The organism is Devosia aurantiaca, from assembly GCF_011058215.1.
Classification (GTDB): domain Bacteria; phylum Pseudomonadota; class Alphaproteobacteria; order Rhizobiales; family Devosiaceae; genus Devosia; species Devosia aurantiaca.
In genome coordinates this window covers 785,212-807,338 of sequence record NZ_JAALFG010000001.1, presented here as the reverse complement: position 1 = coordinate 807,338, position 22,127 = coordinate 785,212, and the positions used below count along the sequence as shown (strand labels likewise).

Sequence of the window (22,127 nt, the reverse complement as noted above, 5' to 3'; positions counted from 1 at the left end):
TCCGCGCAAAATTCATGCCTGGATTTTAGGGTGCTGGCGGGGTGGCTGTAAAATGATATGTCCATGGACAATTATAACCGTCAAGTTATAGGACAAGGCACCACGTCTCCATGACCCGCATCATCGATCCTCGCATCCGTCTCCGTCACATCGCCTGTTTCCTGGAAGTCGCCCGCCTGCGCTCCATGGCGGGTGCGGCCGCGGCGCTGAGCATCAGCCAGCCCGCCGCGACCAAGACGGTGCAGGAGCTTGAGCTGCTGCTTGGCAATCAGCTGTTCGACCGCTCCCGGCGCCGGCTGGCTGCTGACCCCGTTCGGCGAGACGTTTTTCCGCTATGCCTCGACCAGTCTTGCCGCCCTGCGCCAGGGGATCGATGCGGCACGCGGAGCCAAGGAAACCGCCATCGTGCGCGTCGGCGCCCTGCCCACCGTGTCGGCCCGCATCCTGCCCGAAGCGGTGCGCGACTTCACCGCCGAGGCAACCGGCGCTACCACCCGCATCATCACCGGCCCCAACGGCTATCTGCTGTCACTGCTGCGAACCGGCGATGTCGACATCGTCCTCGGCCGCATGGCCGAACCGGAGGCCATGCTGGGGCTTTCGTTTGAACACCTTTATTCGGAGCGCATCGTTCTGGCGGTGCGCCCCAACCACCCGATCCTTGCCCGGACCGGCTTCAACCTGCCCATGATCGAGGCCTATCAGCTGCTGGTGCCGACACCCGATTCCGTCATTTATCCGGTGGTGCAGCGCATCTTCTTTGCCAGTGGCGTTTCAGAGCTGCGCGACGAGATCGAAACCGTGTCCAACGCCTTTGGTCACGCCTATATTCGCCAGACCGACGCCATCTGGATCATTTCCGAAGGCGTGGTCAGCAACGAGGTCGCCGAGGGACGCCTCGTGCTGCTGCCGGTCGATACCAGCCAAACCCTGGGCCCGGTGGGGCTCACCACCCGCACCGACACGACGCCAAGCCTTGCCACTACCACCTTCATGCAGGCGGTGCGGCAGGTGGCGGTGCAAAGCCAGGCTCGTCAATAACGGTTCATGGCCACGGAAAGCAGGGGATCAGGCCTGCCGCTGTTCCACAAGGTCCAGCAGCGCCCGCACGGCCGTCGCGTAGCCTTTGGCGCCAAGACCGGCCATGACCACATCGGCGCGCATCGACACATAGGAGCGATGATAGATCGGCTCGCGCTTATGGATATTGGAGATGTGAAACTCGATCACCGGGCCTTCGAACATCTTGAGGGAATCAAGCAGTGCAAGCGAGGTGAAAGTGAAGGCTGCGGGATTGATGATGATCCCGGCGCCGTCGTCGATCGCCTCATGCACCCAGTTGATCAGCTGCTCTTCGCTGTTGGTCTGGTGAAAGACGATGGAATGGTCACCAGCCGCCGACCGGCAGAGGTCCTCAACCTCCGCCAGCGTAGTAGTGCCATAGATATGGGGTTCGCGCTTTCCCAATCGGTTGAGGTTGGGACCATTGAGCACGTAGATGGGTTTCATTTTGCTGTCCTCAGCCCCCGTAGCCAAAGGTGCGCGGCAGCCAGAGCACGGTTTCGGGCACAAAGGTGAAGAGCATCAATGCCGCGAGCAACGCCAGGAGGAAGGGGAACACGTCGCGTACCAGTTCGCGCATGTTGGAACCCGATATCCGCGTCATGATGAAGAGCAGGAGACCGAAGGGCGGCGTGATCAATCCCAGCATGATGTTGACAACGACCACGACGCCGAAATGGACCATGTCGATGCCGAGCGCCTGTGCCGTGGGGATCAGGATCGGAACAATGACGAGCAGGATCGTCGTGCCTTCAAGAAGACAACCCAGGATCAGCAGCAGGATATTGGCCGCGATCAGAAAGGTCAGAGGATCGAGATCCCAGGCAACCAGAAGAACGCTGAGGCTGCGCGGAATGTTTTCGATTGTCACCACATAGTTGAGCACCAGCGCGCCGGCGATCAGCATGCCGATCGAGGCGGTGGTCTTGGCGCTGGTCAGGAGGGACGCGTAGAATTCACGCGCACTGACACTGCGATAGATGACGACGGAGACGACAAGGGCATAAAGCGCGGCAATTGCGGCGGCCTCGGTCGGGGTGGTGATGCCGCCATAGATGCCGACCATCAGCACGGCAGGCATCAGCAGCACGGGCAGCGCTTCCCAGGTCATGCGCGGGATTTTGCGCAGCGGCGTGGGTGGCTCCACCGGGAAATTCTTCATGCGGGCGGTGACGGCGATCTGCACCATCATGACGCCGGCCATCAGCAGGCCAGGCACGATGCCGGCGAGGAACAGATAGCCAATGGAAGCGTCCGAGATCAGGGCATAGAGCACCATGGGGATGGACGGCGGAATGATCGGACCGATGACCGCGGTAACCGCTGTGAGGGCGGCGGCATAGCTCGGCGTATATTTGCCGTCCTTGGTCATCATGTATTGCATCATCTTGCCCGAGCCGGCGGCATCGGCCACGGCGGAGCCGGACATGCCGGCAAAGACGATCGATTGCAGTACATTGACCTGTGCCAGCCCGCCACGGAAACGGCCGACCAGCGCATCGCACCACTTGAGCAGGCGCTCGGACAGTGAACCCGAATTCATGATTTCGGCCGCAAGGATAAAGAGCGGCACGGCCAGCATGATGTAGTTGGAATACATGCCGTTGAGCAGTTGCTCGGCGACGATGCCCATGTCCTGCCCGCGCATCAGCAGGTAAATGATGGAACCGGAAATCATGGCCAGCCCCATGGGCAGACCGAGGACAGCGAGGACAATGATGATGCCCAGGGCCAGCGAGAATGGGAGTGAAAGCATCATACGCCCGACGTTACTATGGTGGGGTCCGCATTCCTGTCGGTCTTGCCCCAAATGGCGCGACAACCGATCCAGAACTGGCGGATGATCACTGCCACGGCAAACACAGGATAGATGATATAAAGGTAGTCGAAGCGGATCTTGAGATAGGCGGTTTTCTCGACCTTCATGAAGAGGACGTAGTCGATCACCGCCGGCAGTGAGATGGCAAAGAGCGCGATGACGATGATCGCCGTCACCACTGCCATGGCTCGATAGAGCCGGGGGCCGGCCGTACCATACAGGAGGTCAAATCTGATTTCCTCGTAGTCGCGCACGACAAACGCCGTTCCGAACAGGACCAGCCACACCCATAAGATGACGCTGATTTCATGCGTCCAGCCGATCGGAAAATTGAGCAGGTAACGGAAAACGATCTGCAGGATGAAGACGGCAAACATCAGCGCCAGCATGGCAGCAAGGATGTTTTCGGCGCGACGGTGCAGCCAGGCACCGACGTCGGTCAGGCGAGCGAACATGAGGATATCTCCGGCATCGAGAACCCGGCGCACCATAGCATGGTGCGCCGGCGTCGGATCAGCCTAGAGGGCGCCGATCTGTTCGAGAATGCCTTCCGGCCAGGAGGCGGCAAGATCGGATTCGAGATACATCTGCTGCGCATTGGCGCGGAAAGCCTCGACATCTGGTTCATAGACCTTGAGTCCAGCGCTTTCGAATTGGGCAAGCAGCTCTTCTTCGCGATCGACATGGGCCTGCTGGCTGAAGTCGATGGCAGCGTCGGCTGCGGCCTGGACTTCGGTCTGCTGTTCGGGCGTCATGGCGTCCCACGCCGTCTTGGAGACGACCAGTAGATCATAGCCGACCAGATGCGAGGTCAGGACGATCTGGTCCATGACTTCGTAGAACTTCATGTTCTCGACGTTGGGCAGCGGATTGTCCTGGCCGTCGATCGCGCCGGTCTGAAGGCCGGTATAAACCTCGGCATAAGCCATGGGTGTCGGATTGGCGCCGAGCGCCGTGCCCAGGAACTGCCAGGCATCGCCACCCGGCATGCGCAGCTTGACGCCGGCCATATCGGCGGGCGTGTTGATTTCCTTGTCGCCGCGCAGACCGACCTGACGAATGCCGAAATAGGTCGGCCCCAAGATACGGACGCCGAGCTGATCTTCGGCCATCTGCTTGTACTGAGCACCGAGTTCGCTGTCGAAGAATGCACGCAGGTGCGCGGCATCACGGAACAGATAGCCCGAGGTCAAGAGAGACCATTCTGGGATCTGGTTGGAAATGTCTTGCGGAGCGATATTGCCCATTTCCAAATTACCGCGCTGCAGCGCCACAAGTTCGGTGCCCTGCTTGAAGAGATTGCCTCCAAAATAGGGCTCGACGGTGAAGTCGTCCGAGATTGCCTCGGAGAATTGCTGCATCATCTCGGCGCGGATGTCCTGCTCGGAGAACACGGCTGAAAAACGCAGCACAGGCTTGTCCTGGGCAAAGCCGGGCACGATGCCGGCCATCATCAGGGCAACGGTGCCAAGCAAAGCTGCCCGGCGGCCGAAACGGAAATTCATGGTATCCTCCTCATGGGGCGCAGCCCTCTTCGCTCGCATCGCGAGCACTCCCAAAGTCCGCGGGTCTTGTTGCCCACGCGCTTCACAACTTTGTACGAAACGGTTCGTACATGTCAACGCATGATTATGCGGGGCCCGAAGCTGACGCTAGAGTGCGGCCGCCATCTTCGTATGTCAATATAGCTTTTATCCGATGATCTCGATATCATCTGGTGAAGAGGACATAGATGACCGATCTTTATGGTGAGACCGTTGGTGAAGCGGCGTTCCGGCGCGTACGCGACGACATCGTCCAGGGCGTGCTCCGTCCGGGCGACAAGCTAACTCTTGAGCGGCTGAAACAGCAATATTCCGTGGGCGTCGGCACCCTGCGCGAAATCCTGACGCGGCTGTCCAGCGAGGCATTCGTCATTGCCGAGCCGCAACGTGGTTTCGAAGTCGCGCCCGCGACGGCCGAAGACCTGCGCGACTTGGGCGCCCTGCGGCTGCTCCTCGAAAATCACGCGCTGGCGCTGTCCTTTGCGGCGGGCGATCTCGAATGGGAAGGCCGCATCGTGTCGGCGCATCACAAGCTCGCCGCCATCGAAAAGCGGCTGCTGGTGGGCGACAGCAACCGCACGCTTGAATGGATCCGCTACGATCGCGATTTCCATGAATCGCTAATCTCGGCCTGCGGTTCGCCGGCCTTGATGAACGTGCATTCCTCGCTGTTCGATCGCTTCGTGCGCTATCACATGCTGGCCGGCAGCTTCCGCGGCAAGCCCGTCGCCGACGACCATCTGGCGCTGCTGCAGGCCGCTCTCGCGCGCGACGCGGCCGAGGGGCAGCGCCTCCTTGCCACCCACATCAACAAGGGCATCGAGCATGTGCTGGCGTCCGGACGCATCGAGCCGCGACGCGTGCTTTAAGCCGCGGCGTGGAAATGGGCCGTCATCGCCGAGCGGTCCGGCGCGATGCCGGTGAAAAGTTCGAAGGCCTTGACGGCCTGATAGACCGCCATGCCCATGCCGGCCAGCGTACGGCATCCCAGGGCCCGCGCCTGCTGCAGCAAGGCGGTTTCAGGCGGAAAATAGATGACTTCCGCCACCCAAAGGTCGGGTTGCAGCAATCGAGCGTCAAAGGGGAGGCCCGGGAATTTATCCATTCCCACGGGCGTCGTGTTGACGATGCCGGCGACACCGGCCAGCGCACCGGAGGAGTCTGTCCTAAAGGACACAATGTCGCCGAAGCGCTGGGACAACCTTTGCGCCAGCGTTTGCGCCCGATCGGCCTCGGTGTCGCAGATGGTGAGGCGTTCGACACCCAGCGTGAGCAGGGCATGGCTGACCGCGGCCCCTGCCCCGCCGGCGCCGAACTGCGCCACGTGCCCTAGATCAACGCCCGGCAGTCCTTCTCGGAAACTTTCGGCAAAGCCCCAGGCATCGGTATTGTGACCGACACGCTGCCCCTGCCCCAGGACCACCGTGTTGACGGCGCCGATCCCGTCCGCCTCCGGCGACAGATGTTCAAGCAGCGGGATGACGGCCTGCTTGAACGGATAGGTGACGTTGAGCCCGACAAAGCCGAGCGCCTGCGCCAGTTCTAGAATGTCCGGCAAGTCGCTGTCGTCGAGCCCGAGGGCATCGAAATCGATGAGTTCATATGCATAGGGGAAGCCGATCCGCTGTCCCTCGAGCTCGTGCATGCGCGGGGTGCGCGAGGCCTGAATGCCGCGACCGACCAGCCCGACGATAACCTGGCGGGTGGCGGCAGAGCCGAAGCGACGGGCTTCGATCCGGCTGGTCAGATGCCGATGCGCGCGCTCAAGCCTGCTTGCGTCCACGATGATCTCATCCCCGTAACGAAGCGCTTTATGGCGCTCACATCTTGTCATTGCCACCTGCCCGTCATTAATGGAACGGCCGCAACAGCGGATAAATGTACGAACTGGTTAGTTTAGTCAATCTCCGGGCGAAGGAGAAGGAGCGGTGCGTGGCGTCTCAGGCAGGAAAATCCGAGGGTAATGTGCGCACGCAGGATCCGGAGGGCACGCGGCAGAACATTATCGAGGTCGCAACCGAAGAATTCGCGCTCAATGGCCTGTCCGGTGCGCGAATCGACGAGATCGCCGCCCGCACCCGTGCCTCGAAGCGCATGATCTACTACTATTTCAACGACAAGGAGGGGCTTTACCTCGCCGTGCTCGAAAATGCCTATCGACTGGTGCGCGAAGGCGAAAGCAAGCTCGACGTCGATGGGCTTCCGCCCCTCGACGCGTTGAAACAGCTGGTGGAATTTACCTTCGACCATCATCACAAGCATGAGGATTTCATCCGCATGGTGATGATCGAAAACATCCACCATGCCGATTATATCGAGCGCTCCAAAGTGATCCGGCAGCTCAACGGCACCGCCATCAAAACCATCGAAGCGCTTTATGAACGCGGCGTCGACGAGGGGACGTTTCGACCGGGGCTCGACCCGCTGGAGCTGCACTGGCAGATCAGTGCGCTGTGCTTTTTCAACGTGTCCAATCGCGCAAGCTTCACCAAGCTCTTTGGTCGCGATCTAGGGACCGCGGAGGCGCAAGACTCGCTACGCCGCCATGCTGTCGACATGGTGCTTCGCCATGTGGTGCGCAGCGAAAAGCTGCCGCAGAGCTAACTCCATTCGACAACGTCTCGCTTGACCATTCAATGCGTTCGTCCACATAATGTACGAACTAGTTCGTTATCATAAGGATGATCCGGATGAGGACCTCGATCGCCACGGTTTCGATCAGCGGCGACCTCAGCGAAAAGCTCACCGCGATCGCCGCGGCGGGTTTTGACGGGGTTGAGATTTTCGAGAACGACTTCCTGACCTTTGGCGCCAGTGCCCGCGACGTCCGGCAGATGGCCGCCGATATCGGGCTCGACATTACGCTGTTCCAGCCCTTCCGCGATTTCGAGGGCTTGCCGGAGCCCCTGCGCAGCCGCGCCTTCGAGCGCGCCAAGCGCAAGTTCGCCTTGATGAACGAGCTGGGCACCGACCTGATGCTGGTGTGCTCCAACGTTTCGCCGGCGGCGCTGGGCGGCATCGACCGGGCAGCGGCCGACTTCCGGAAATTGGGCGAGCTTGCCGCGCAGTCGGGCGTCCGCGTGGGTTTTGAAGCGCTGGCATGGGGGCGTCATGTCAACGACCATCGCGACGCCTGGGAAATCGTGCGCCGGGCCGATCACCGCAGCGTCGGCATCATCCTCGACAGCTTCCACACCTTGTCGCGCAAACTCGATCCCGGCTCGATCCGCGCCATTCCGGGAGACAAGATCTTTATCGTCCAGCTTGCCGATGCGCCGCTGATCGACATGGACCTGCTCTATTGGAGCCGCCACTTCCGCAACATGCCCGGCGAGGGCGATCTGCCGGTGGTCGATTTCATGCGCGCCGTCGCGGCAACCGGTTATGCCGGGCCGCTATCGCTCGAGATCTTCAATGACCAGTTCCGGGGCGGTTCGCCGCGCGCCATTTCCGTCGATGGGCGCCGGTCGCTGGTTTATCTCATGGACCAGGTGCGGCGCCTCGAGCCCGACCTTGCCATCACGGTGCCCGAAATGCCGGAGCGCATCGAGGTCGAACGGGTCGAATTCGTGGAGTTCGCCGCCGACGAGACCGAGGCCGCCCACCTTGTCGGCATGCTGACCGCCATGGGTTTCATCCTTATAGGAAAGCATCGCTCCAAGGCCGTATCGCTTTACCGGCAGGGCCGCATCAATATCGTCATCAATACCGAAAACGACGGCCTCGCCTATTCAAGCTATGTCGCTCACGGCACCTCGGCCTATGCCATCGGCCTCAAGGTCGGAGACGCCCTTGCCACCATGGAGCGGGCCACGGCCCTTGGGGCGTCACCCTTCACCCAGCCGGTGGGAGATGGAGAACTGCAGATCCCGGCGATCCGCGGCGTAGGCGGCGGGGTGATCTATCTTCTCGACGACAGCCCGGAACTGGGTCGGGTGTGGGAGAAGGAATTCAACATCGATCCGGCAATCGCCATCCAAGGCGCCGGGCTGACGAGTGTCGACCACGTGGCGCAGACCATGAACTACGATGAGATGCTGACCTGGGTCCTGTTCTATCGATCGATCTTTGCGACGCAGAAAAGCACCCTGGTCGATGTGCCCGATCCCTCCGGCCTTGTTCGCAGCCAGGTCATCGAAGACCGGAGCGGCAATCTCCGGCTTACACTCAACGGGGCTGAAAACGGCCGCACTCTGGCGGGTCACTTCGTCAACAAGACGTTCGGCTCCAGCATCCAGCACCTGGCTTTTGCCACCGGCGACATCTTTGCCGCCTCGAAAGCCATGCAGCTCGACGTGCTCAAGGTCAGCGACACCTACTACGACGACATCGAAGCCCGCTTCGGCCTCGACGCCGATTTCCTCGAGCGGCTGAAGGCCGGCAGCATCTTTTATGATCGCGACGACGCGGGCGGCGAGTTCTTCCAGTTCTACAGCCAGGGTTTCGGCGAAGGGTTCTTTTTCGAGATCGTCGAACGCCGGGGTGGCTATAGTGGCTATGGCGCGCCCAATGCGCCATTCCGCATCGCGGCACAAAAGCAGGCACTGGTGCGAGGGCTATAGTTTCCGTGTCTAAACGTGGAGCGCCGTCGTCAGAATAGTGCGGTTCATCGGAACCACTGCGCCGGAACAGTGACCAGGTCCGGAAACAGGATCAGCAGGAACATGAAGGCGAACTGGACCAGCGGCAGCGCCTCTCCCCTGCTGGAAGCCCATCAGGGCGGCACCTGGGGGAAACGGGGATAGCCGGCTTTGCGCGGCATTGAACAGCCTCCTGGGCGTGTCAAACCGCGGACATCCGCATTTTGCCCTTGAATGTACGAAATAGTTAGTTCAGCATCGTTGAGTGGCAGGGAGGCGCCTGATTGCGGACGTAACAGCCTGAGGCCACACAATAAGGACCACAGAACGAGGAGATATTCTGTGACTTTTCAAGGTGCTAAGATTTTGAGAACGCCGGCCATCAGCCGGCTGGCCCTGGCCGTAGCGACAACGCTGGCCGTCAGCAACGTCCAGGCGCAGGTGGTTGATCCCATCGAGCCGATCAAGACCAATTCGGGCCTTGTGGCCGGTCAGGTCCTCGAGCCCGGTGTCAAAGCCTGGCTGGGCATTCCCTTCGCCAAACCACCGACACAGGACCTGCGCTGGCAGCCACCGCAGCCCATTTCCTGGGACGGCACCTGGAACGCCGACAGGCTTGGTCCTGAATGCATCCAGGACCTGCGTCCGCACAACATCAACCACTATTTTGCCGAAGAGCCAACCTCGGAAAACTGCCTCTACATGAACGTCTGGGCGCCGGAAGACGCCACCGCAACCTCCAAGCTGCCGGTCGTGGTGTTCATCTATGGCGGCGGCGGCACCGTCGGATCGAGCGGCATCGACACCTATGCCGGCCAGGAAATAGCCAAAAAAGACGCCATCTTCGTCAATTTCAACTATCGCGTCGGCATTCTGGGCTTCATGGCGCATCCGGAACTGAGCGCCGAGCAGGACGGCCATTCCGGCAATTACGCCTATCTCGACCAGAACGCTGCGCTCAAATGGATCAACGAGAACATCGAGCAGTTCGGCGGCGATCCGGAGCGCGTCGTGATTATGGGGCAGTCGGCCGGCGCGCGCGCCGTAACCGAGCAGATCTACAGCCCGCTATCGGCAGGCCTGTTCAGCGGCGCCGTCATGTCTTCGGGCTGCACCTGGGACATTGCGGGCACCTCGCTCGAAGACGGAGAAAAGACCGGCCTCGAAGTGCAGGCGGCACTCGGCGTCGATAGCCTAGAAGCCATGCGCTACGTTCCGGCCGACAAGATCCTTGCCATCCAGAACGAAACCCAGCTCGGCGTCAGCCGCTCCGGCATCCGCACCAGCGGGGTCATCGATGGCTATTTCATGCCAAAGAGCCAGGCCGAAATCCAGGACGCCGGCGAAATGAACGATGTGCCGATCATCGCCCATTTCAATCGCGACGAAGCCAGCACGCCATTCTCGGCGGCCAAGACGGTCGCGGAATACGAGGCACTGGCGAGCGAACTCTATGGAGAGAACGCCGAAGCGTTCCTTGCAACCTTCCCCGTCGCCAGCGATGACGAGGTTGCCGACCAGACGACCGCGATCGCCCTCGCCAATCGTCACGCCAAGAATGCCGTGGGCTGCGCGGAGATCCAGAGCGAGGTCAACGAGTCTCCCGCCTTCATCAGCATGTTCAGCCGCAAGCACACCTTTGGCGGCTTCGACTATGCCGATATCGACGAGTCCACGGTGGGCGCATACCACACGGCCGACATTCCGTTCTGGTTCGGCACGCTGGAGGCCTTCAACAAGTTCCACAACGGCCGCAACTGGAGCGACGACGACCGCGCCTTGTCTAACGACATGATGGACAGCCTAATCGCCTTCGCAAGCACCGGAAACCCGGCTACGGAAGCGGTGGCCTGGGAGTTATGGTCGGCCGAAAACCAGATGATGATGGAATTTGCCGACGGCGCCGAACTGGTTTCGGTCAACCCAAAAGGGATCGACTGGCTCGCGGCCAACCCCATCCCAACTGCCCCCGCCGTCCCCGCCCCGGGTCGCATAGAAGGCGTCGGCCCCCGCGACTGACAGCATGTTGGGGCTGGCCTCGGCCAGCCCCAACATGCTGTTGCTGAACGTCCGCTTTTGGCGAACAGGACAAGGGTCGCCAATGGCCGAGATGGGGTGGAAAGCAGACGGTGCGCCTGAGAGACCATTTGGCGCACGCGACCGCCTATGAAGACCTGCGGTCGCTCTTTCGGCTCCATTGATTTTGCGTACTCACACCCAAGAGATCGGAATGGACAGGGGACGAACCCCTGCCCATCTTTGAACCGATCTACGAACGCACGATCACATGATCGGATTTGAGCCAAAGTGGGGGTAGGCAGAGCTGGATGTTCGAGAGTGGCATCAGGTGCTCGCCCAAGTCCACGCCGATCGTGTTGCGGAGGAAGACGCGGCGCGCCTGGATACGGGCCCAAGTCTCCGGATGCTTGGCGGCTAGGTCCGCGCGCAGCGTTGCATCGGCAACGGCAACGGCATCTTCGCAATTGAGAGCCTTGCCCGCTGGAATGGGGCCTGGAATGACATCGACCTGGAATACCATGCCGGAGGCCAGTGCTTCGGATGACCCGGGGCGGACCGGGGAGTGGCTCCACTCATCGTAGCTGACGAGATGGCCGGGATTGAGCGCAGGTTTGAGATTGGCTTCGGCCAGTTTGTTGACCACGGCATCATGCAGGTCGCCGCCGGTCGTACCGATATTGGCAGTCTCGTACCAGGTAACGAGGGCATCGAAGTAGGACGCAGCAATGCCCACGAAGCTATCGTCAATATCGTCGAGCATGCCGGCGCGCGAACTCAGGCCGCCCCAGTAGCCGACGGCGGTGGTCACGCCATCGCCCTTGCCGAGGACGCGGGACCCGGCACTATTGAGGCCGTGGATGGCGTAGCTGGCATTTCCCGAGGCGAACATGGAATGGGCGCTGAGCGGTTCGCCGGCATAAAGGAAATTGCGGGCTGCCTCGATTTCGCGTTCGCCCGGGCGCGCCTTGGTGACCACATTCCAGACCGAAGCCGAGGCGCGGGTGGATGCCCATTCGAAAGCGGCAATCTGGTCGGCGTCGACGATTGTCCGTGACCCGTTTTGAGGATGCATGAAAATGGCTGTTTCATCGGACAGGCCATCCGGGCCGCCAATGATGCGTGCCAGAACCACAACCATGTAATGGGGCATGATGAATCCGGCACGACCATCGTCCCATTCATCGGCGCCGAGATATTTCCAGCCAACGATGCCGACCCTATCGCCGGACTTTATCCCGGCATCCCGCAGGACGGCTTCAAGATTTGGCTTTTTCGAACGGTCCTGAGCCATCAAGCTCAAGGTCTGACTAAGCATGACCTCGAGATTTGGCAAGGGCGAGATGGCGGTAAAACTCTCCGACTCATTGCCGGTGACGACGATCCGTCGGCCATTGGGGCCGAGCAGGAATACCGCTTCCTCGAAACGAGGATCAAAGCCAGTCAGGTGTAGGATATTGGCATTGTGCTCCCGGTCGGCATAGACGAAGAGCCAGGTCTTGCCTGCGCGGGCATAGACATCGTCGCAGCGGGCGGCGAGGGTCGCGGCCGGAATTTGCGGGCGGACCAGAGGGACGCCGAAATCTGGGATGGCTACGGATTGCAGATGGCTCATATATGGGTCTCCGATGCGGGCTGGTGATCCAGCCGGTTGAGCAGGTGATCGGCGCAGCGGAAGGCCAGCGCCATGATGGTCAGAGCAGGGTTGAAGGCGCCGTTTGTCGGGTGCAGCGACCCATCGGCGACATAGAGATTGCTATGGCCCCAGACACGGCCATGATAATCAGTCACCGAGTTTTTGGGGCTGGTCCCCATGCGACAGGTGCCGGCCTGATGCTGATGAGAAGACAGCCGCGGGGCAGGCGTGTAGCCCCAAATGCGCGACGCACCGGCAGCCGAGAGCCAGGCTTTTGCCTTGCCGAGAATGACGGCGGCCGTGCGGCTGGTTTCGCCATGAACGACGCCGGAAAGGCGCGCAACGGGACGGCCCCATTTGTCGGTTACGGCTGGGTCGAGCTCCACCCGGCAGGCCGGATTGGGTATTTCGTGGACCGGCCCCTTGATTGCAAGAACGTGGCGATAATGCTGGCGCATGAAATCATGCGGCGCTTGGCCCCAGCGCGGCATGTCCGGCGGCAATGCCAGTTCCCAAAAAGCAGTGGGCGTCATGATGAAATCGTCGGCCAGCATGGCGCCACCGATGACGCCGGGCAGCCCATGAGCGAAATCGGTCGTCGCGATCGTCACGCCGGGACCCTTGCCGCCATGGACCTGACGATCGAATAGTCCATAGGCAGTCGGATAGGTGTGACCTTGGAGATTGCGTCCAACTTGGTCCGTATTGTTGCCCAGTCCCTTTGGTTCGCTGGCATTGGCGGACAACAACAATAGGCGCGCCGTCTCGATGGCGCCTGCCGCAACAACGACGATATCTGCCGTGACCGTTGCGGCGTGGCGCATGCCGGCTTGGTCCCAAAGCAAGGCAACACCGGTCACGCGTCCGGCTTCTTCTGTCGTTATGCGATCGACCAGCGTTTCGGCTGAGACATGCAAGCGCCCGCTCGCCAAAGCCTTAAGGATCACTGTGTTCTGCGTGCCGTTTTTGCTGTCGCTTGGGCAGGCGAAACCGGGACAGCTCGCGCATTCGATGCAGGCATCGCGACCGTCATGGGGCTGCGAATTGATCAGCATGGGCGGCTGTGTCGTGCTGAGCCCCAGGGTGCGGGCCGCTTCGGCAAGCACCTGAGCGGCCCCATGTCGGGGCAAGGGGGCATGGGCAGGTCTACACTGCGATGCCCCTCATGCGGCAGGGTGCCGGAGGGGCCGCACACACCGATCGTTTGCTCGGCCAAGCCATACCACGGCTCGAGATCGGCATAGGTGATCGGCCAGTCTGCAAGGCTCGATCCATCCGGAATCCCATAGCGGCTCGCCATGCGAAAATCATGGGGATGGAAACGCCAGGCCTGGGCGCCATAGACCAGGGTGCCGCTTCCGATGCAGGCAGCATTATTGCCATAGGCGATGGTGTGGGGCGCCGTGGCATGTTCAACGCCATCCGGCGTGACGACGATACGCGGACCGTCATCGGCGTCGGGACCGGTATTGTGGCCATAGACTGCATTCCGGTGATTGCGCAGATGATCGCGGTGCCCACTATTGGCATAGTCGAGCCAGCTGCCGCGCTCAACCAGCAGCACGTTCCGCCCGCCAAGGGCCAGCTGGCTGGCAACGATGCCGCCCCCGGCTCCTGCGCCCACGACCACCACGTCATAATGGCGGGTAAAGTCCGGCCTCCTTACAGGGGCCACAGGTGCATTGCGAGGACCTTCCGGGCCTTCGGGGAGGCGGTGCTCATAACCAATTTCTTGCCACGACAGAGCATCGGGATTTCCCCGTTGCCCGGATCAGCATAGATGGCCTCAGCGGCCCAGCGGGCGAGGAGGGCAAACCAGTCCAAGTGCGTGATGGTCTGAAGCGCGGCATCGAGCTCGGCATCGTCCAAACTGCCAACGTCGTGCTCAGCCAGGAAGGCATCAACACCGATCGCAACGCGCTGTGCTGCGGAGGGATCGGCCGCAATTCGGCCGGCAACATAGTCCGGCACGCCCATGGCACGGCTGTTTAACACCGGATCGGGCGCGATTCGGTCTAGCATTCTCAGCAGTGCCGGATCGCCGCTCTTCATAACTTAGACCAGCACCAGGTCGGTTTCGGGATCCAGCAGATGGACACGGTTCATGTCTACCGAAAGCCTCAGTTTGGCTCCGCTGCGGATTGAGGATTGCGGCAAGAGACGCGCTACCGTGGGATCATTGCCGAGGTCGAAATGGACCAAGGTCTCCATGCCAAGAGGCTCCACCAGCCCGGCCGTGATATCGATGGCGACCGGGCCCTGGTCGAGCGCGAAATGCTCGGGACGGATGCCTAGCAGAGCAGGCTTGCCGGCGAGCTTACGGAAAAGGTCGACCCTATGCGCTGGAACGACGAGGCTTTGCCCGTCGGACAGGCGCAAGCTCAACGCCTCGCCGCTGTCCTCAATGCTGGAGGGGAAGAAATTCATGCCCGGCGAGCCGATGAATCCGGCCACGAACCGGGTTGCCGGTTTGAGATAGAGTTCCTCAGGCGGCGCGATCTGCTCGATGGCGCCCTTGTTCATGACCACGACACGGTCGGCCAGCGTCATGGCCTCCACCTGATCATGCGTCACATAAACGGTGGTAGTGGGAATGCGTGCATGCAACGCCTTGATTTCGGTACGCATCTGCACGCGAAGCTTTGCATCGAGATTGCTCAGCGGCTCGTCGAACAGGAACACGGACGGATTGCGGATCAACGCGCGCCCCATAGCGACGCGCTGGCGCTGGCCACCCGACAACTGCCGAGGCTTGCGGTCAAGCAACTCGTCGAGCCCCAGCACTTCGGCGGTGCGCTTTAAGCGCTCGGCGATGTCCGATTTGGGCACCTTGCGCAGCTTGAGACCGAAAACGATGTTTTCGGCCACGCTGAGGTGGGGATAAAGCGCATAGTTTTGGAAAACCATGGCGATATCGCGCTCGCCCGGCTGCAGGTCGTTGACACGCTTGCCATCGATGCGGATTTCGCCGCCGGTGACGGTTTCGAGCCCCGCGATCATTCGCAAAGTCGTGGATTTGCCGCAGCCCGATGGTCCCACGAGCACGATGAACTCGCCCTCGGCGATTTCGAGGTCGATGCCATGCACCGTAACAGTCTGGTTATAGGCCTTCACGACCTTGTCGAGGGTAACACCGGCCATGGCTGGTTCCTGTTCCTGATACGCGGTTTAAGATGCGTCGCCGTAGATGTTGCCTTCCGGCGTCCACTCGAAGTCACGATCGAGTGGCCATGTGGGGCGCGGCAGGCGTTTCCATTCGAGGCGGGCCATGTCGAGCTGCGAGGTGCCATCGCTCAGCAACAGGATATGGCGCGCCATGATGTCTTCGAGCCGGGGGTGCAGATAGCCCAGCTTGACGACATAGATCTTGTGGGCCACCGGATCGATGCCCATGGCCTGGAAATGCTCGGGTGTAGTGATCCCGATGGGCTGGGCGTGGAAAGTCGCGATGACATTGCCGATCCGCACTTTCGCCCAAGCCGCGTCCTTGGACCGATAGGGCTGGAACCCACCAAGGTCGAGCTCTTCGCCGCAGGCCTCGACGCGCGCAATGACCCTGCGTGCCGTCTTCGGGCGCGACAGATGTTCTTCGCCCAGGATCAGCTCGACATCAGCGCCAACCCCGGCTGCGTTGAGTTTCGCCACCGTCTCTGGCGCGGTAATGCCGGCGACAATGATGTCCTCATTGGCGCCTAGATCGAGAGCCGCCTGAAGCACCGTGGTCAGCTCACCAGCGGCGCCGGCCGTGGTGTTGTCCCCCGAATCGGAAACATAGACCGGCCGCTGCGGGCTGTTCAACGCGCGTTCTAGGCCTTCGGCGACTTCTGCAGTTTCCATGCGAAGAATGAACTGCTCATGCGCATCCCAAATGCTGCGCGCCAGCTTGACCGCCTGTTCTTGGGCCAGTTCGGCGCTGTCTTCCGAAACCGCAAAGGCTGTGCATTTGGTCCATGGCCGGTCGTTCCAGGCGAAACCGACGAGGATATTGGCTTCCATCATGCCTGGAACTGCATCGAGTTGAGGCAGGCTGCCATAAAGCTCCCGCGCGGGGCTCGCGGAGGTGACCGCGGTTTCGCCGGGAATGAGGATGGGAAGGCTGACCGCGGCCTTTTTGGGCTTGATGCCGGTACGGATCACCTTGATCAATTGCTCCGCCGCGCGGTAGCCGGTCGATTTGTCATCGCGGTGTGGCGCCGTTCGAAGCACCGAAAATACCGTTCCTGCTGCCAGGAGCTCCGGCGTCATATCGCCATGCAGGTCCAGCGCTATGCCGATCGGCATGTCAGGGCCAACCAGCTCACGGATTGCGCCGACGAAATCTGAATCCGCATCGGCATCGAGCCCCTCGACCTCCAGGGCCCCGTGGTTGACCACCAGCACGCCATCCAGCGCTTCGGTCTTGCCGATCAGCTCGAGCGTCCGGCTCTTGACCAGGTCGTAGGCCTCGGCCGTCATGATGCCACCCGGCAAGGCCGTCGCCCAGTAAAGCGGGACTGGCTCGACATCGCTGTCCTCCGCAATGCGCTGCAGCATGCCCCGCACCATCCAGACGTCGTTTTCCAGCATCTGCTTGGCATCGAAATGCTGCAGCGAGCCGGGACCCGTCACCGCTGGGGAAGACAACATGATTTCGATCGAGAGGCCAACGATGGCGATACGCATTGAGATGGTTTCCAGAAGGATGTTCGAGTTCTTAGGGCAGGATTTGCGAGCCGGCAGCGTGCGTTACGCCATCGAGCGCCAGTGCGATGCCGCTGAGGCGGGGACCGCCCACGCCGGGCTCGGCAAATTTGACGATGCCTGCCTTGTACATGGCAGGGTGTGCTAGCCGGCGCAGCGCCTTGTCCACCGCGCCCGACAGATAGGGCGCCGCGGTCGCCAGGTCTCCGCCAAGCAAAACCAGCGGCGGGTTGAAGATGTTGATGAGGCTGGAAATGGCCGAGCCCAGAACTTCACCGGCATGGTCTAGCACGTTGAGCACGATCGGGTCGCCCGCTCCGGCCATGTCTATGATGTGTTCGAAGGATGCCGGCCGGTTCTGCCCGAGCCGCGATATCTCCTCGATCAGTGCGGAGTCGCTGAGATAGGCCGAGAGGCATCCTGCCGCCCCACAGGTGCAAAAACGCCCCTGTGGCACGATCTTGATATGGCCCAGTTCGCCTGCGAGGCCTCCGGCTCCCTTATAGATGGTGCCGTCGAGGAACAGCCCGCCCCCGACACCGGACCCAGAAAACATGTAGATGAAATTTTCGAGGTCGACGCAGGCCCCGAACATGTTCTCGGCCATCGCCGTGGCCTGCCCGTCGTTACCGACATAGACCGGTGCCGTACAGGCTTGGGTCAGGCGATCGAGAATATCGACGTTGCGCCAGCCGAGGGCCGGTACGTGGACGAGTGCCCCATCCATATCCACGAGGCCGGGCAGCGACACGCCGATACCCAGCACGCGCGCCTCCGATCCGGCCATTTGAACGAGATCATCGACGCCGTGCGCGATTACTGTCTCAACCCCGGCGAGTTGACCATCGAACGGCAGCACCCGCTCAGCCAGCACGGCGCCGTCGAGGCCGCAAGCTACAAAGATGAGCTCATTGGCCTCCACCTCGACGCCGACGAGAAGCCCTGACCCGGGTGCAATGATGAGGCCTTCGGACGGCCGCCCTCGTCCCGAGGCTGAAACCTTCGCCCGTCTTTCGACCAGACCCTGCTCGATGAATTCGTTGACTATGGACGACACTGTCGACTTATCGAAGCCGGTCCGCTCGATGATTTCGCGCTGTGACACATCGGGCTGGATGCGGATGCGATGAAAAATTGCGCTGGCGTGATAACGACGCAAAAACGACCGATCCACTCCCAGCTCCCTTTTTCTATAATAGAGAAAAATAGACATGTTCTGCAAGCCCAGGTCAATGGGTGGAGTATACCTGCAGAAAGTTTTTAGTGGTGCAGGGGCATAAAACACCTTAATTTCTCTGAGTTTGGAGCTGCTCAAAAAAATCGCATGGCGAAGTTTTGCTCAAGCAGTTGACTCTATCGTTCAGCTGGTTCAGATTTTTTCTTGTTGAAAGATTATTTTCACGAGGGAAAAGGCCGTCGGCCACAAAGGTAGGGAAATGAAGAAATCCAATATGCTGGCCGCGTTCGGCCTTGCGCTGCTTGGCGCGACATCTGTGCAGGCACAGGACAATCTGGAAGTCTGGCACTACTACGCTGCCGGTTCGGAACTGGCCGGCATGAACGCGCTGATCGATGCGGCAAACACCTCAGTCGACGATGCCAACTTCACCGGCGTGGTCATCCCGGGCAATGTCGTAGAACTGCGCCGCCAGTTGCAGACCGCCTTTCTCGGCGGCCGTCCGCCAGCAGCCTACCAAAGCTCAATGGCCTATGAGCTAAAGACCTTTGCAGATGGCGGTCAGCTTCATCCACTGACCGACGCCTGGGCCGCCATCGATGGCGATGCGATCTTTCCCGAAGGCGTGCAGCGCGTCGTTAAGGTCGATGGCGTGCCCTACGGTATCCCGTTTGATCTGTCGTTGATCAACAACGTGTTCTACAACAAGGAAGCCTTTCAAAAGGCCGGTGTTGCCGTACCGACCGACTGGGACAGCTTCACAGCGGCCTGCGACGCCCTGCGGGACGCTGGCTACCAGCCCCTCGGCAATGCCGGCGGCACCTTCTGGAGCCTCTACAACTTCTACGCCGCCCTGGTCTCGGTCGTCGGCGAAGACGGCTACTACCAGATCGCCCGCGGCGAGCTTGGGTTCGACAGCCCCGAATTTGCCGAAGCGCTCGATCTTTACCGTGACCGCATGGTCTCCTGCTATGCCCAGAACTGGAGCGGCAAGACCTGGACGCAGACCGCCGACGACCTGATCAACGGCAATACCGGCATGTTCATGATGGGCATCTGGGCTGCCGGCTACATGGATACCGCCGGCTTTAAGGCCGGTGAAGGGTTCGACATGTTCCAGGCCCCCGGCACCGTCGGCAAGTCGATCTTCCAGATGGACGTCCTGGCTGTTCCCGAAGGTCCCTCGGTTGCTGCTGCCGACGAGTTCATCAAGGCCATTACCACTACGGACGGCCAGGCTGCCTTTGCCACCCTTAAGGGGTCGCTGGCACCCAACATTAATGTCGACCCTGCGGTCTACGGCTATGCCGGCGCCACCTTCTCGCGCCAGTTCTCGGAAGCTTCGGCCAACAATGCCGTGCTGCCAAACCTGTTCTTCCTGCTGCCAACCGATCTCGGCACCGAATTCGGCGTACAGATCGAGCGCTTCGCAATCGATCCCTCTGACACTGTAAAGGCAGAGCTGATCTCCACCCTTGAAGGCCTGCGCCAGGAAGCCCTAGCAGAAAGCGCCTTCATCGCCTGGTAAGCTCAGCCTCACGAGGGGCGGCGCTCTCCCGACGCCGCCCCTTTTCGTTGCCGTCCCGCGAGCAAAGCCGATGAATCTGTCTCCACACCGTCTCTCCCGAACCGACTGGACGCACATCGCCTTTTTGGCTTTGCCGACGCTGCTGTTCGTCACCTTCTACGTCTACCCGGTTATCTCAAGCATCCACCTGTCGCTCCATGACTGGAACGGCTTTGCGCCCAAGATGCGCTTCGTAGGTCTCCAAAATTACCAGGTGCTGATCGGCCAGCCACGCTTCCTTCATGCGGCTCTCAACAACATCATCTGGGTCGCCTTCATGCTGATCGTGCCCACCGGGCTCGGCCTGCTGCTGGCAGCTATCCTTGATCGCGGCATTCGCGGCGAACAGGTCTTTCGCATCATCTTCTTTTTGCCCTTCACCATTCCGGCCGTTGCAGTCGGCGCCATTTGGCGCTGGATGTACGAGCCCGACAATGGGTTGATCACCACTGTTCTCAAGCTGCTCGGGCTCGGGAGCTTTGCCCAGAACTGGCTTGGTGACCCAAATGTAGTCAACCTGTCGCTGATGGGCTCGGTGGCCTGGTGGACTACGGGCTTTGCGTTCCTAGTTTTCTTTGCCGGCCTGCGCAATATTCCTACCGAATGCATCGAAGCGGCGCGCATCGAAGGCGCGACGCCCTGGCAGGTGTTCTGGAAGGTCAGCTTTCCGTTGCTCTGGCCTTCCACCATCATAGTGCTCGGCATGTCGGCCATTGACGCCATGCGCCTATTCGACGTGGTCTGGGCAATGACCAAGGGCGGCCCTGCCTATTCTTCAGAAGTGCTGGCCGTGCAGATGTACGATCTTGCCTTCGGCCGCTTCGACATGGGGCGTGCTGCCGCTGTTGCGGTCTATCTCTTCATCATCGCCGGCGTGATCATCATGCCCTACATCATCTATATGTCCCGGCGGGTCCAGGACAGCGAGGCCGATTGATGAGCAGTTCCATCGAGCAGCGCCAGACCATCCTGACGCGCACCGTCCTCATCGGCATGTCCATCGTCTTCGTGACGCCGTTGATCGTCGCTTTCCTCACCTCGTTCAAATCACCCGCCGAAATCACGCGCGTGATGACGCTGCCGACGCAGATTTACTGGGAGAACTACGCCATAGCCTTCGGTCGAGCCGGCCGCACTTTCCTCAATTCGTTGCTGATCACCGCCCCGGCCGTTGTCCTGTCGCTGCTGATCGGCGCCGTCGCCGGCTATCCCCTCGCCTATATGCGTGGCACCGGCGGCAAGCTGGTTTATTTCATCCTTTTGACCGGCATGCTGGTGCCGTTCCAGATCGTGCAGATCCCGCTCTTCTTCCTCGTGCAGCGGCTGGGCCTCTACGACACAATCCCCGGCATGTGGCTGGTCCACACCGCCTACGCCGTTCCGTTCTGCACCTTCTTCATGCGCAACTTCTTCGCGTCGGTGCCCCGCTCGATGTATGAGGCGGCGCTGATCGATGGTTGTGGTCCGGCAACTTATTTCTGGAAATTGCTGCTTCCCGCATCGGGCTCTGGCCTTGCCGCGCTGGCCATCATTCAGAGCCGCGCTATCTGGAACGACCTGCTTTTCGCTATCACTCTGACGACCAGCGACAATGCCCGCCCGGCAACCGTAGCGATTGCCGGCTTTGCCAGCAGCCTCCAGGTTGAATACGGCCCGCTCATGGCATCGACCATAGTGTCGGTCCTGCCGGTTATGGCCGCCTATCTACTGTTCCAGAAGTCCTTCGTCCGCGGCCTGCTCGGGGGCGCGGGAAAATGATCGAGACCAAGCAGTTATCGACATATGGGCGGCAGCATTGCGAAGCCACGTCGTGATGGCCGTCGTGTGCCGAGAGCGTCAATGCCGTTCTGTTGACCAGGACCCACCGAACGGACCCGGCAGGGGTGAACGGAACGGGAGAAATTGGCTCCGGACGCGGATGGGAAAATCCGGGCCACGTCTGATGACTGCAGCCCATTTGCCTGTAGGCTAGGGTCAGGGACGAGGGAGACATGTGGGATTGCGATTGCTCACGAGGCTCGACCGGGCAAGATCATCCCCAGCCAT

20 protein-coding genes and 1 pseudogene are annotated in these 22,127 nt (G+C 60.9%); 9 read left to right on the top strand and 12 right to left on the bottom strand.

All coding sequences use genetic code 11. The features are described 5' to 3' along the window. Nucleotides 1-110 precede the first annotated feature (110 nt). Together G5575_RS22090 and G5575_RS04210 are read left to right on the top strand one after the other, a co-directional pair. Nucleotides 111-239 (top strand): annotated as a pseudogene (locus tag G5575_RS22090) (LysR family transcriptional regulator); the annotation flags it as partial. Nucleotides 240-261: 22 nt separating this feature from the next. Further along, nucleotides 262-1,041 carry a LysR substrate-binding domain-containing protein gene (locus tag G5575_RS04210; RefSeq protein WP_407924838.1) on the top strand — a complete coding sequence of 260 codons (780 nt, stop codon included), beginning with the start codon at nucleotides 262-264 and terminating at the stop codon, nucleotides 1,039-1,041. A 27-nt stretch (nucleotides 1,042-1,068) separates the two neighbouring features. Here the strand turns inward: G5575_RS04210 and G5575_RS04205 are convergent, their stop codons facing one another. From G5575_RS04205 to dctP, 4 genes are all read right to left on the bottom strand, one after another. Further along, nucleotides 1,069-1,509 carry a type II 3-dehydroquinate dehydratase gene (locus tag G5575_RS04205; RefSeq protein WP_164533223.1) on the bottom strand — a complete coding sequence of 147 codons (441 nt, stop codon included), beginning with the start codon at nucleotides 1,507-1,509 and terminating at the stop codon, nucleotides 1,069-1,071. A gap of 10 nt (nucleotides 1,510-1,519) precedes the next feature. Continuing rightward, on the bottom strand, nucleotides 1,520-2,821 hold the full coding sequence (locus G5575_RS04200; protein ID WP_164533222.1) for a TRAP transporter large permease: 1,302 nt from the start codon (nucleotides 2,819-2,821) through the stop codon (nucleotides 1,520-1,522). Continuing rightward, nucleotides 2,818-3,336, bottom strand: coding sequence for a TRAP transporter small permease (locus G5575_RS04195; RefSeq protein ID WP_164533221.1), 519 nt, complete (start codon nucleotides 3,334-3,336; stop codon nucleotides 2,818-2,820). The genes G5575_RS04200 and G5575_RS04195 overlap by 4 nt, the downstream gene beginning before the upstream one ends. A gap of 63 nt (nucleotides 3,337-3,399) precedes the next feature. Beyond that, complete coding sequence (gene dctP / locus G5575_RS04190) at nucleotides 3,400-4,386, bottom strand: TRAP transporter substrate-binding protein DctP (RefSeq protein WP_164533220.1); 987 nt, start codon at nucleotides 4,384-4,386, stop codon at nucleotides 3,400-3,402. A gap of 227 nt (nucleotides 4,387-4,613) precedes the next feature. On the opposite strand from dctP, the gene G5575_RS04185 reads away from it, so the two are divergent. Further along, a complete protein-coding gene (locus G5575_RS04185) occupies nucleotides 4,614-5,294 on the top strand; it encodes a GntR family transcriptional regulator (protein WP_164533219.1) in 681 nt (226 codons plus the stop codon). On the opposite strand, the gene G5575_RS04180 is transcribed toward G5575_RS04185, so the two are convergent. Beyond that, nucleotides 5,291-6,160, bottom strand: a complete 870-nt coding sequence (locus tag G5575_RS04180; protein WP_328765904.1) for a shikimate dehydrogenase — start codon at nucleotides 6,158-6,160, stop codon at nucleotides 5,291-5,293. The two genes, G5575_RS04185 and G5575_RS04180, sit on opposite strands and share 4 nt — an antisense overlap. Nucleotides 6,161-6,357: 197 nt before the next feature. Between G5575_RS04180 and G5575_RS04175 the strand changes: the two genes are divergently transcribed. The 3 genes from G5575_RS04175 (at nucleotide 6,358) to G5575_RS04165 (ending at nucleotide 11,024) form a co-directional block, all read left to right on the top strand. Further along, on the top strand, nucleotides 6,358-7,029 hold the full coding sequence (locus G5575_RS04175; protein WP_328765828.1) for a TetR/AcrR family transcriptional regulator: 672 nt from the start codon (nucleotides 6,358-6,360) through the stop codon (nucleotides 7,027-7,029). A gap of 86 nt (nucleotides 7,030-7,115) precedes the next feature. Further along, complete coding sequence (locus tag G5575_RS04170; protein ID WP_164533217.1) at nucleotides 7,116-8,987, top strand: bifunctional sugar phosphate isomerase/epimerase/4-hydroxyphenylpyruvate dioxygenase family protein; 1,872 nt, start codon at nucleotides 7,116-7,118, stop codon at nucleotides 8,985-8,987. 360 nt (nucleotides 8,988-9,347) lie between these two features. After that, nucleotides 9,348-11,024, top strand: a complete 1,677-nt coding sequence (locus G5575_RS04165) for a carboxylesterase/lipase family protein (RefSeq protein WP_164533216.1) — start codon at nucleotides 9,348-9,350, stop codon at nucleotides 11,022-11,024. A gap of 250 nt (nucleotides 11,025-11,274) precedes the next feature. Here the strand turns inward: G5575_RS04165 and G5575_RS04160 are convergent, their stop codons facing one another. From G5575_RS04160 to G5575_RS04135, 7 genes are read right to left on the bottom strand one after another with little or no spacing between them, the layout of a single operon-like run. Next, nucleotides 11,275-12,636, bottom strand: a complete 1,362-nt coding sequence (locus tag G5575_RS04160) for a M24 family metallopeptidase (protein WP_164533215.1) — start codon at nucleotides 12,634-12,636, stop codon at nucleotides 11,275-11,277. Next, nucleotides 12,633-13,763, bottom strand: coding sequence for a GMC oxidoreductase (locus G5575_RS04155; protein ID WP_207632985.1), 1,131 nt, complete (start codon nucleotides 13,761-13,763; stop codon nucleotides 12,633-12,635). The genes G5575_RS04160 and G5575_RS04155 overlap by 4 nt, the downstream gene beginning before the upstream one ends. Further along, complete coding sequence (locus G5575_RS19225; RefSeq protein ID WP_207632984.1) at nucleotides 13,706-14,332, bottom strand: GMC family oxidoreductase; 627 nt, start codon at nucleotides 14,330-14,332, stop codon at nucleotides 13,706-13,708. Before G5575_RS19225 ends, G5575_RS04155 begins: the two co-directional genes overlap by 58 nt. Next, nucleotides 14,320-14,709 (bottom strand): hypothetical protein, encoded by a 390-nt coding sequence (locus G5575_RS04150; RefSeq protein ID WP_164533214.1) that lies wholly within the window; start codon nucleotides 14,707-14,709, stop codon nucleotides 14,320-14,322. The genes G5575_RS19225 and G5575_RS04150 overlap by 13 nt, the downstream gene beginning before the upstream one ends. A gap of 3 nt (nucleotides 14,710-14,712) precedes the next feature. After that, the gene (locus G5575_RS04145; protein ID WP_164533213.1) at nucleotides 14,713-15,798 is read right to left on the bottom strand and encodes an ABC transporter ATP-binding protein; all 1,086 of its coding nucleotides are present in this window, start codon (nucleotides 15,796-15,798) and stop codon (nucleotides 14,713-14,715) included. Between the two features lie 27 nt (nucleotides 15,799-15,825). Beyond that, nucleotides 15,826-17,319: a M81 family metallopeptidase gene (locus G5575_RS04140; RefSeq protein WP_164533212.1), complete on the bottom strand. Its 1,494-nt coding sequence runs from the start codon at nucleotides 17,317-17,319 to the stop codon at nucleotides 15,826-15,828. 31 nt (nucleotides 17,320-17,350) lie between these two features. Next, nucleotides 17,351-18,652 carry an ROK family transcriptional regulator gene (locus G5575_RS04135; RefSeq protein ID WP_164533211.1) on the bottom strand — a complete coding sequence of 434 codons (1,302 nt, stop codon included), beginning with the start codon at nucleotides 18,650-18,652 and terminating at the stop codon, nucleotides 17,351-17,353. Nucleotides 18,653-18,773: 121 nt separating this feature from the next. Here G5575_RS04135 and G5575_RS04130 point away from each other — a divergent pair, with 121 nt between their 5' ends. The 3 genes from G5575_RS04130 to G5575_RS04120 all read left to right on the top strand — a co-directional run bounded on the left by G5575_RS04130 (nucleotide 18,774) and on the right by G5575_RS04120 (nucleotide 21,839). Continuing rightward, a complete protein-coding gene (locus G5575_RS04130) occupies nucleotides 18,774-20,042 on the top strand; it encodes an ABC transporter substrate-binding protein (RefSeq protein WP_164533210.1) in 1,269 nt (422 codons plus the stop codon). Between the two features lie 70 nt (nucleotides 20,043-20,112). Next, on the top strand, nucleotides 20,113-21,018 hold the full coding sequence (locus tag G5575_RS04125; RefSeq protein ID WP_164533209.1) for a carbohydrate ABC transporter permease: 906 nt from the start codon (nucleotides 20,113-20,115) through the stop codon (nucleotides 21,016-21,018). Continuing rightward, nucleotides 21,018-21,839: a carbohydrate ABC transporter permease gene (locus tag G5575_RS04120; protein WP_164533208.1), complete on the top strand. Its 822-nt coding sequence runs from the start codon at nucleotides 21,018-21,020 to the stop codon at nucleotides 21,837-21,839. Before G5575_RS04125 ends, G5575_RS04120 begins: the two co-directional genes overlap by 1 nt. Nucleotides 21,840-22,127: the final 288 nt, after the last annotated feature.

What these genes read in the sequence shown, in the direction of transcription:
- G5575_RS04140 (WP_164533212.1), bottom strand. Translation starts at nt 17,319, where the DNA reads ATGCGTATCGCCATCGTTGGCCTCTCGATCGAAATCATGTTGTCTTCC.
- G5575_RS04205 (WP_164533223.1), bottom strand. Translation starts at nt 1,509, where the DNA reads ATGAAACCCATCTACGTGCTCAATGGTCCCAACCTCAACCGATTGGGA.
- G5575_RS04125 (WP_164533209.1), top strand. Translation starts at nt 20,113, where the DNA reads ATGAATCTGTCTCCACACCGTCTCTCCCGAACCGACTGGACGCACATC.
- dctP (WP_164533220.1), bottom strand. Translation starts at nt 4,386, where the DNA reads ATGAATTTCCGTTTCGGCCGCCGGGCAGCTTTGCTTGGCACCGTTGCC.
- G5575_RS04170 (WP_164533217.1), top strand. Translation starts at nt 7,116, where the DNA reads ATGAGGACCTCGATCGCCACGGTTTCGATCAGCGGCGACCTCAGCGAA.
- G5575_RS04130 (WP_164533210.1), top strand. Translation starts at nt 18,774, where the DNA reads ATGAAGAAATCCAATATGCTGGCCGCGTTCGGCCTTGCGCTGCTTGGC.
- G5575_RS04195 (WP_164533221.1), bottom strand. Translation starts at nt 3,336, where the DNA reads ATGTTCGCTCGCCTGACCGACGTCGGTGCCTGGCTGCACCGTCGCGCC.
- G5575_RS04185 (WP_164533219.1), top strand. Translation starts at nt 4,614, where the DNA reads ATGACCGATCTTTATGGTGAGACCGTTGGTGAAGCGGCGTTCCGGCGC.
- G5575_RS04120 (WP_164533208.1), top strand. Translation starts at nt 21,018, where the DNA reads ATGAGCAGTTCCATCGAGCAGCGCCAGACCATCCTGACGCGCACCGTC.
- G5575_RS04145 (WP_164533213.1), bottom strand. Translation starts at nt 15,798, where the DNA reads ATGGCCGGTGTTACCCTCGACAAGGTCGTGAAGGCCTATAACCAGACT.
- G5575_RS04160 (WP_164533215.1), bottom strand. Translation starts at nt 12,636, where the DNA reads ATGAGCCATCTGCAATCCGTAGCCATCCCAGATTTCGGCGTCCCTCTG.
- G5575_RS04200 (WP_164533222.1), bottom strand. Translation starts at nt 2,821, where the DNA reads ATGATGCTTTCACTCCCATTCTCGCTGGCCCTGGGCATCATCATTGTC.
- G5575_RS04150 (WP_164533214.1), bottom strand. Translation starts at nt 14,709, where the DNA reads ATGAAGAGCGGCGATCCGGCACTGCTGAGAATGCTAGACCGAATCGCG.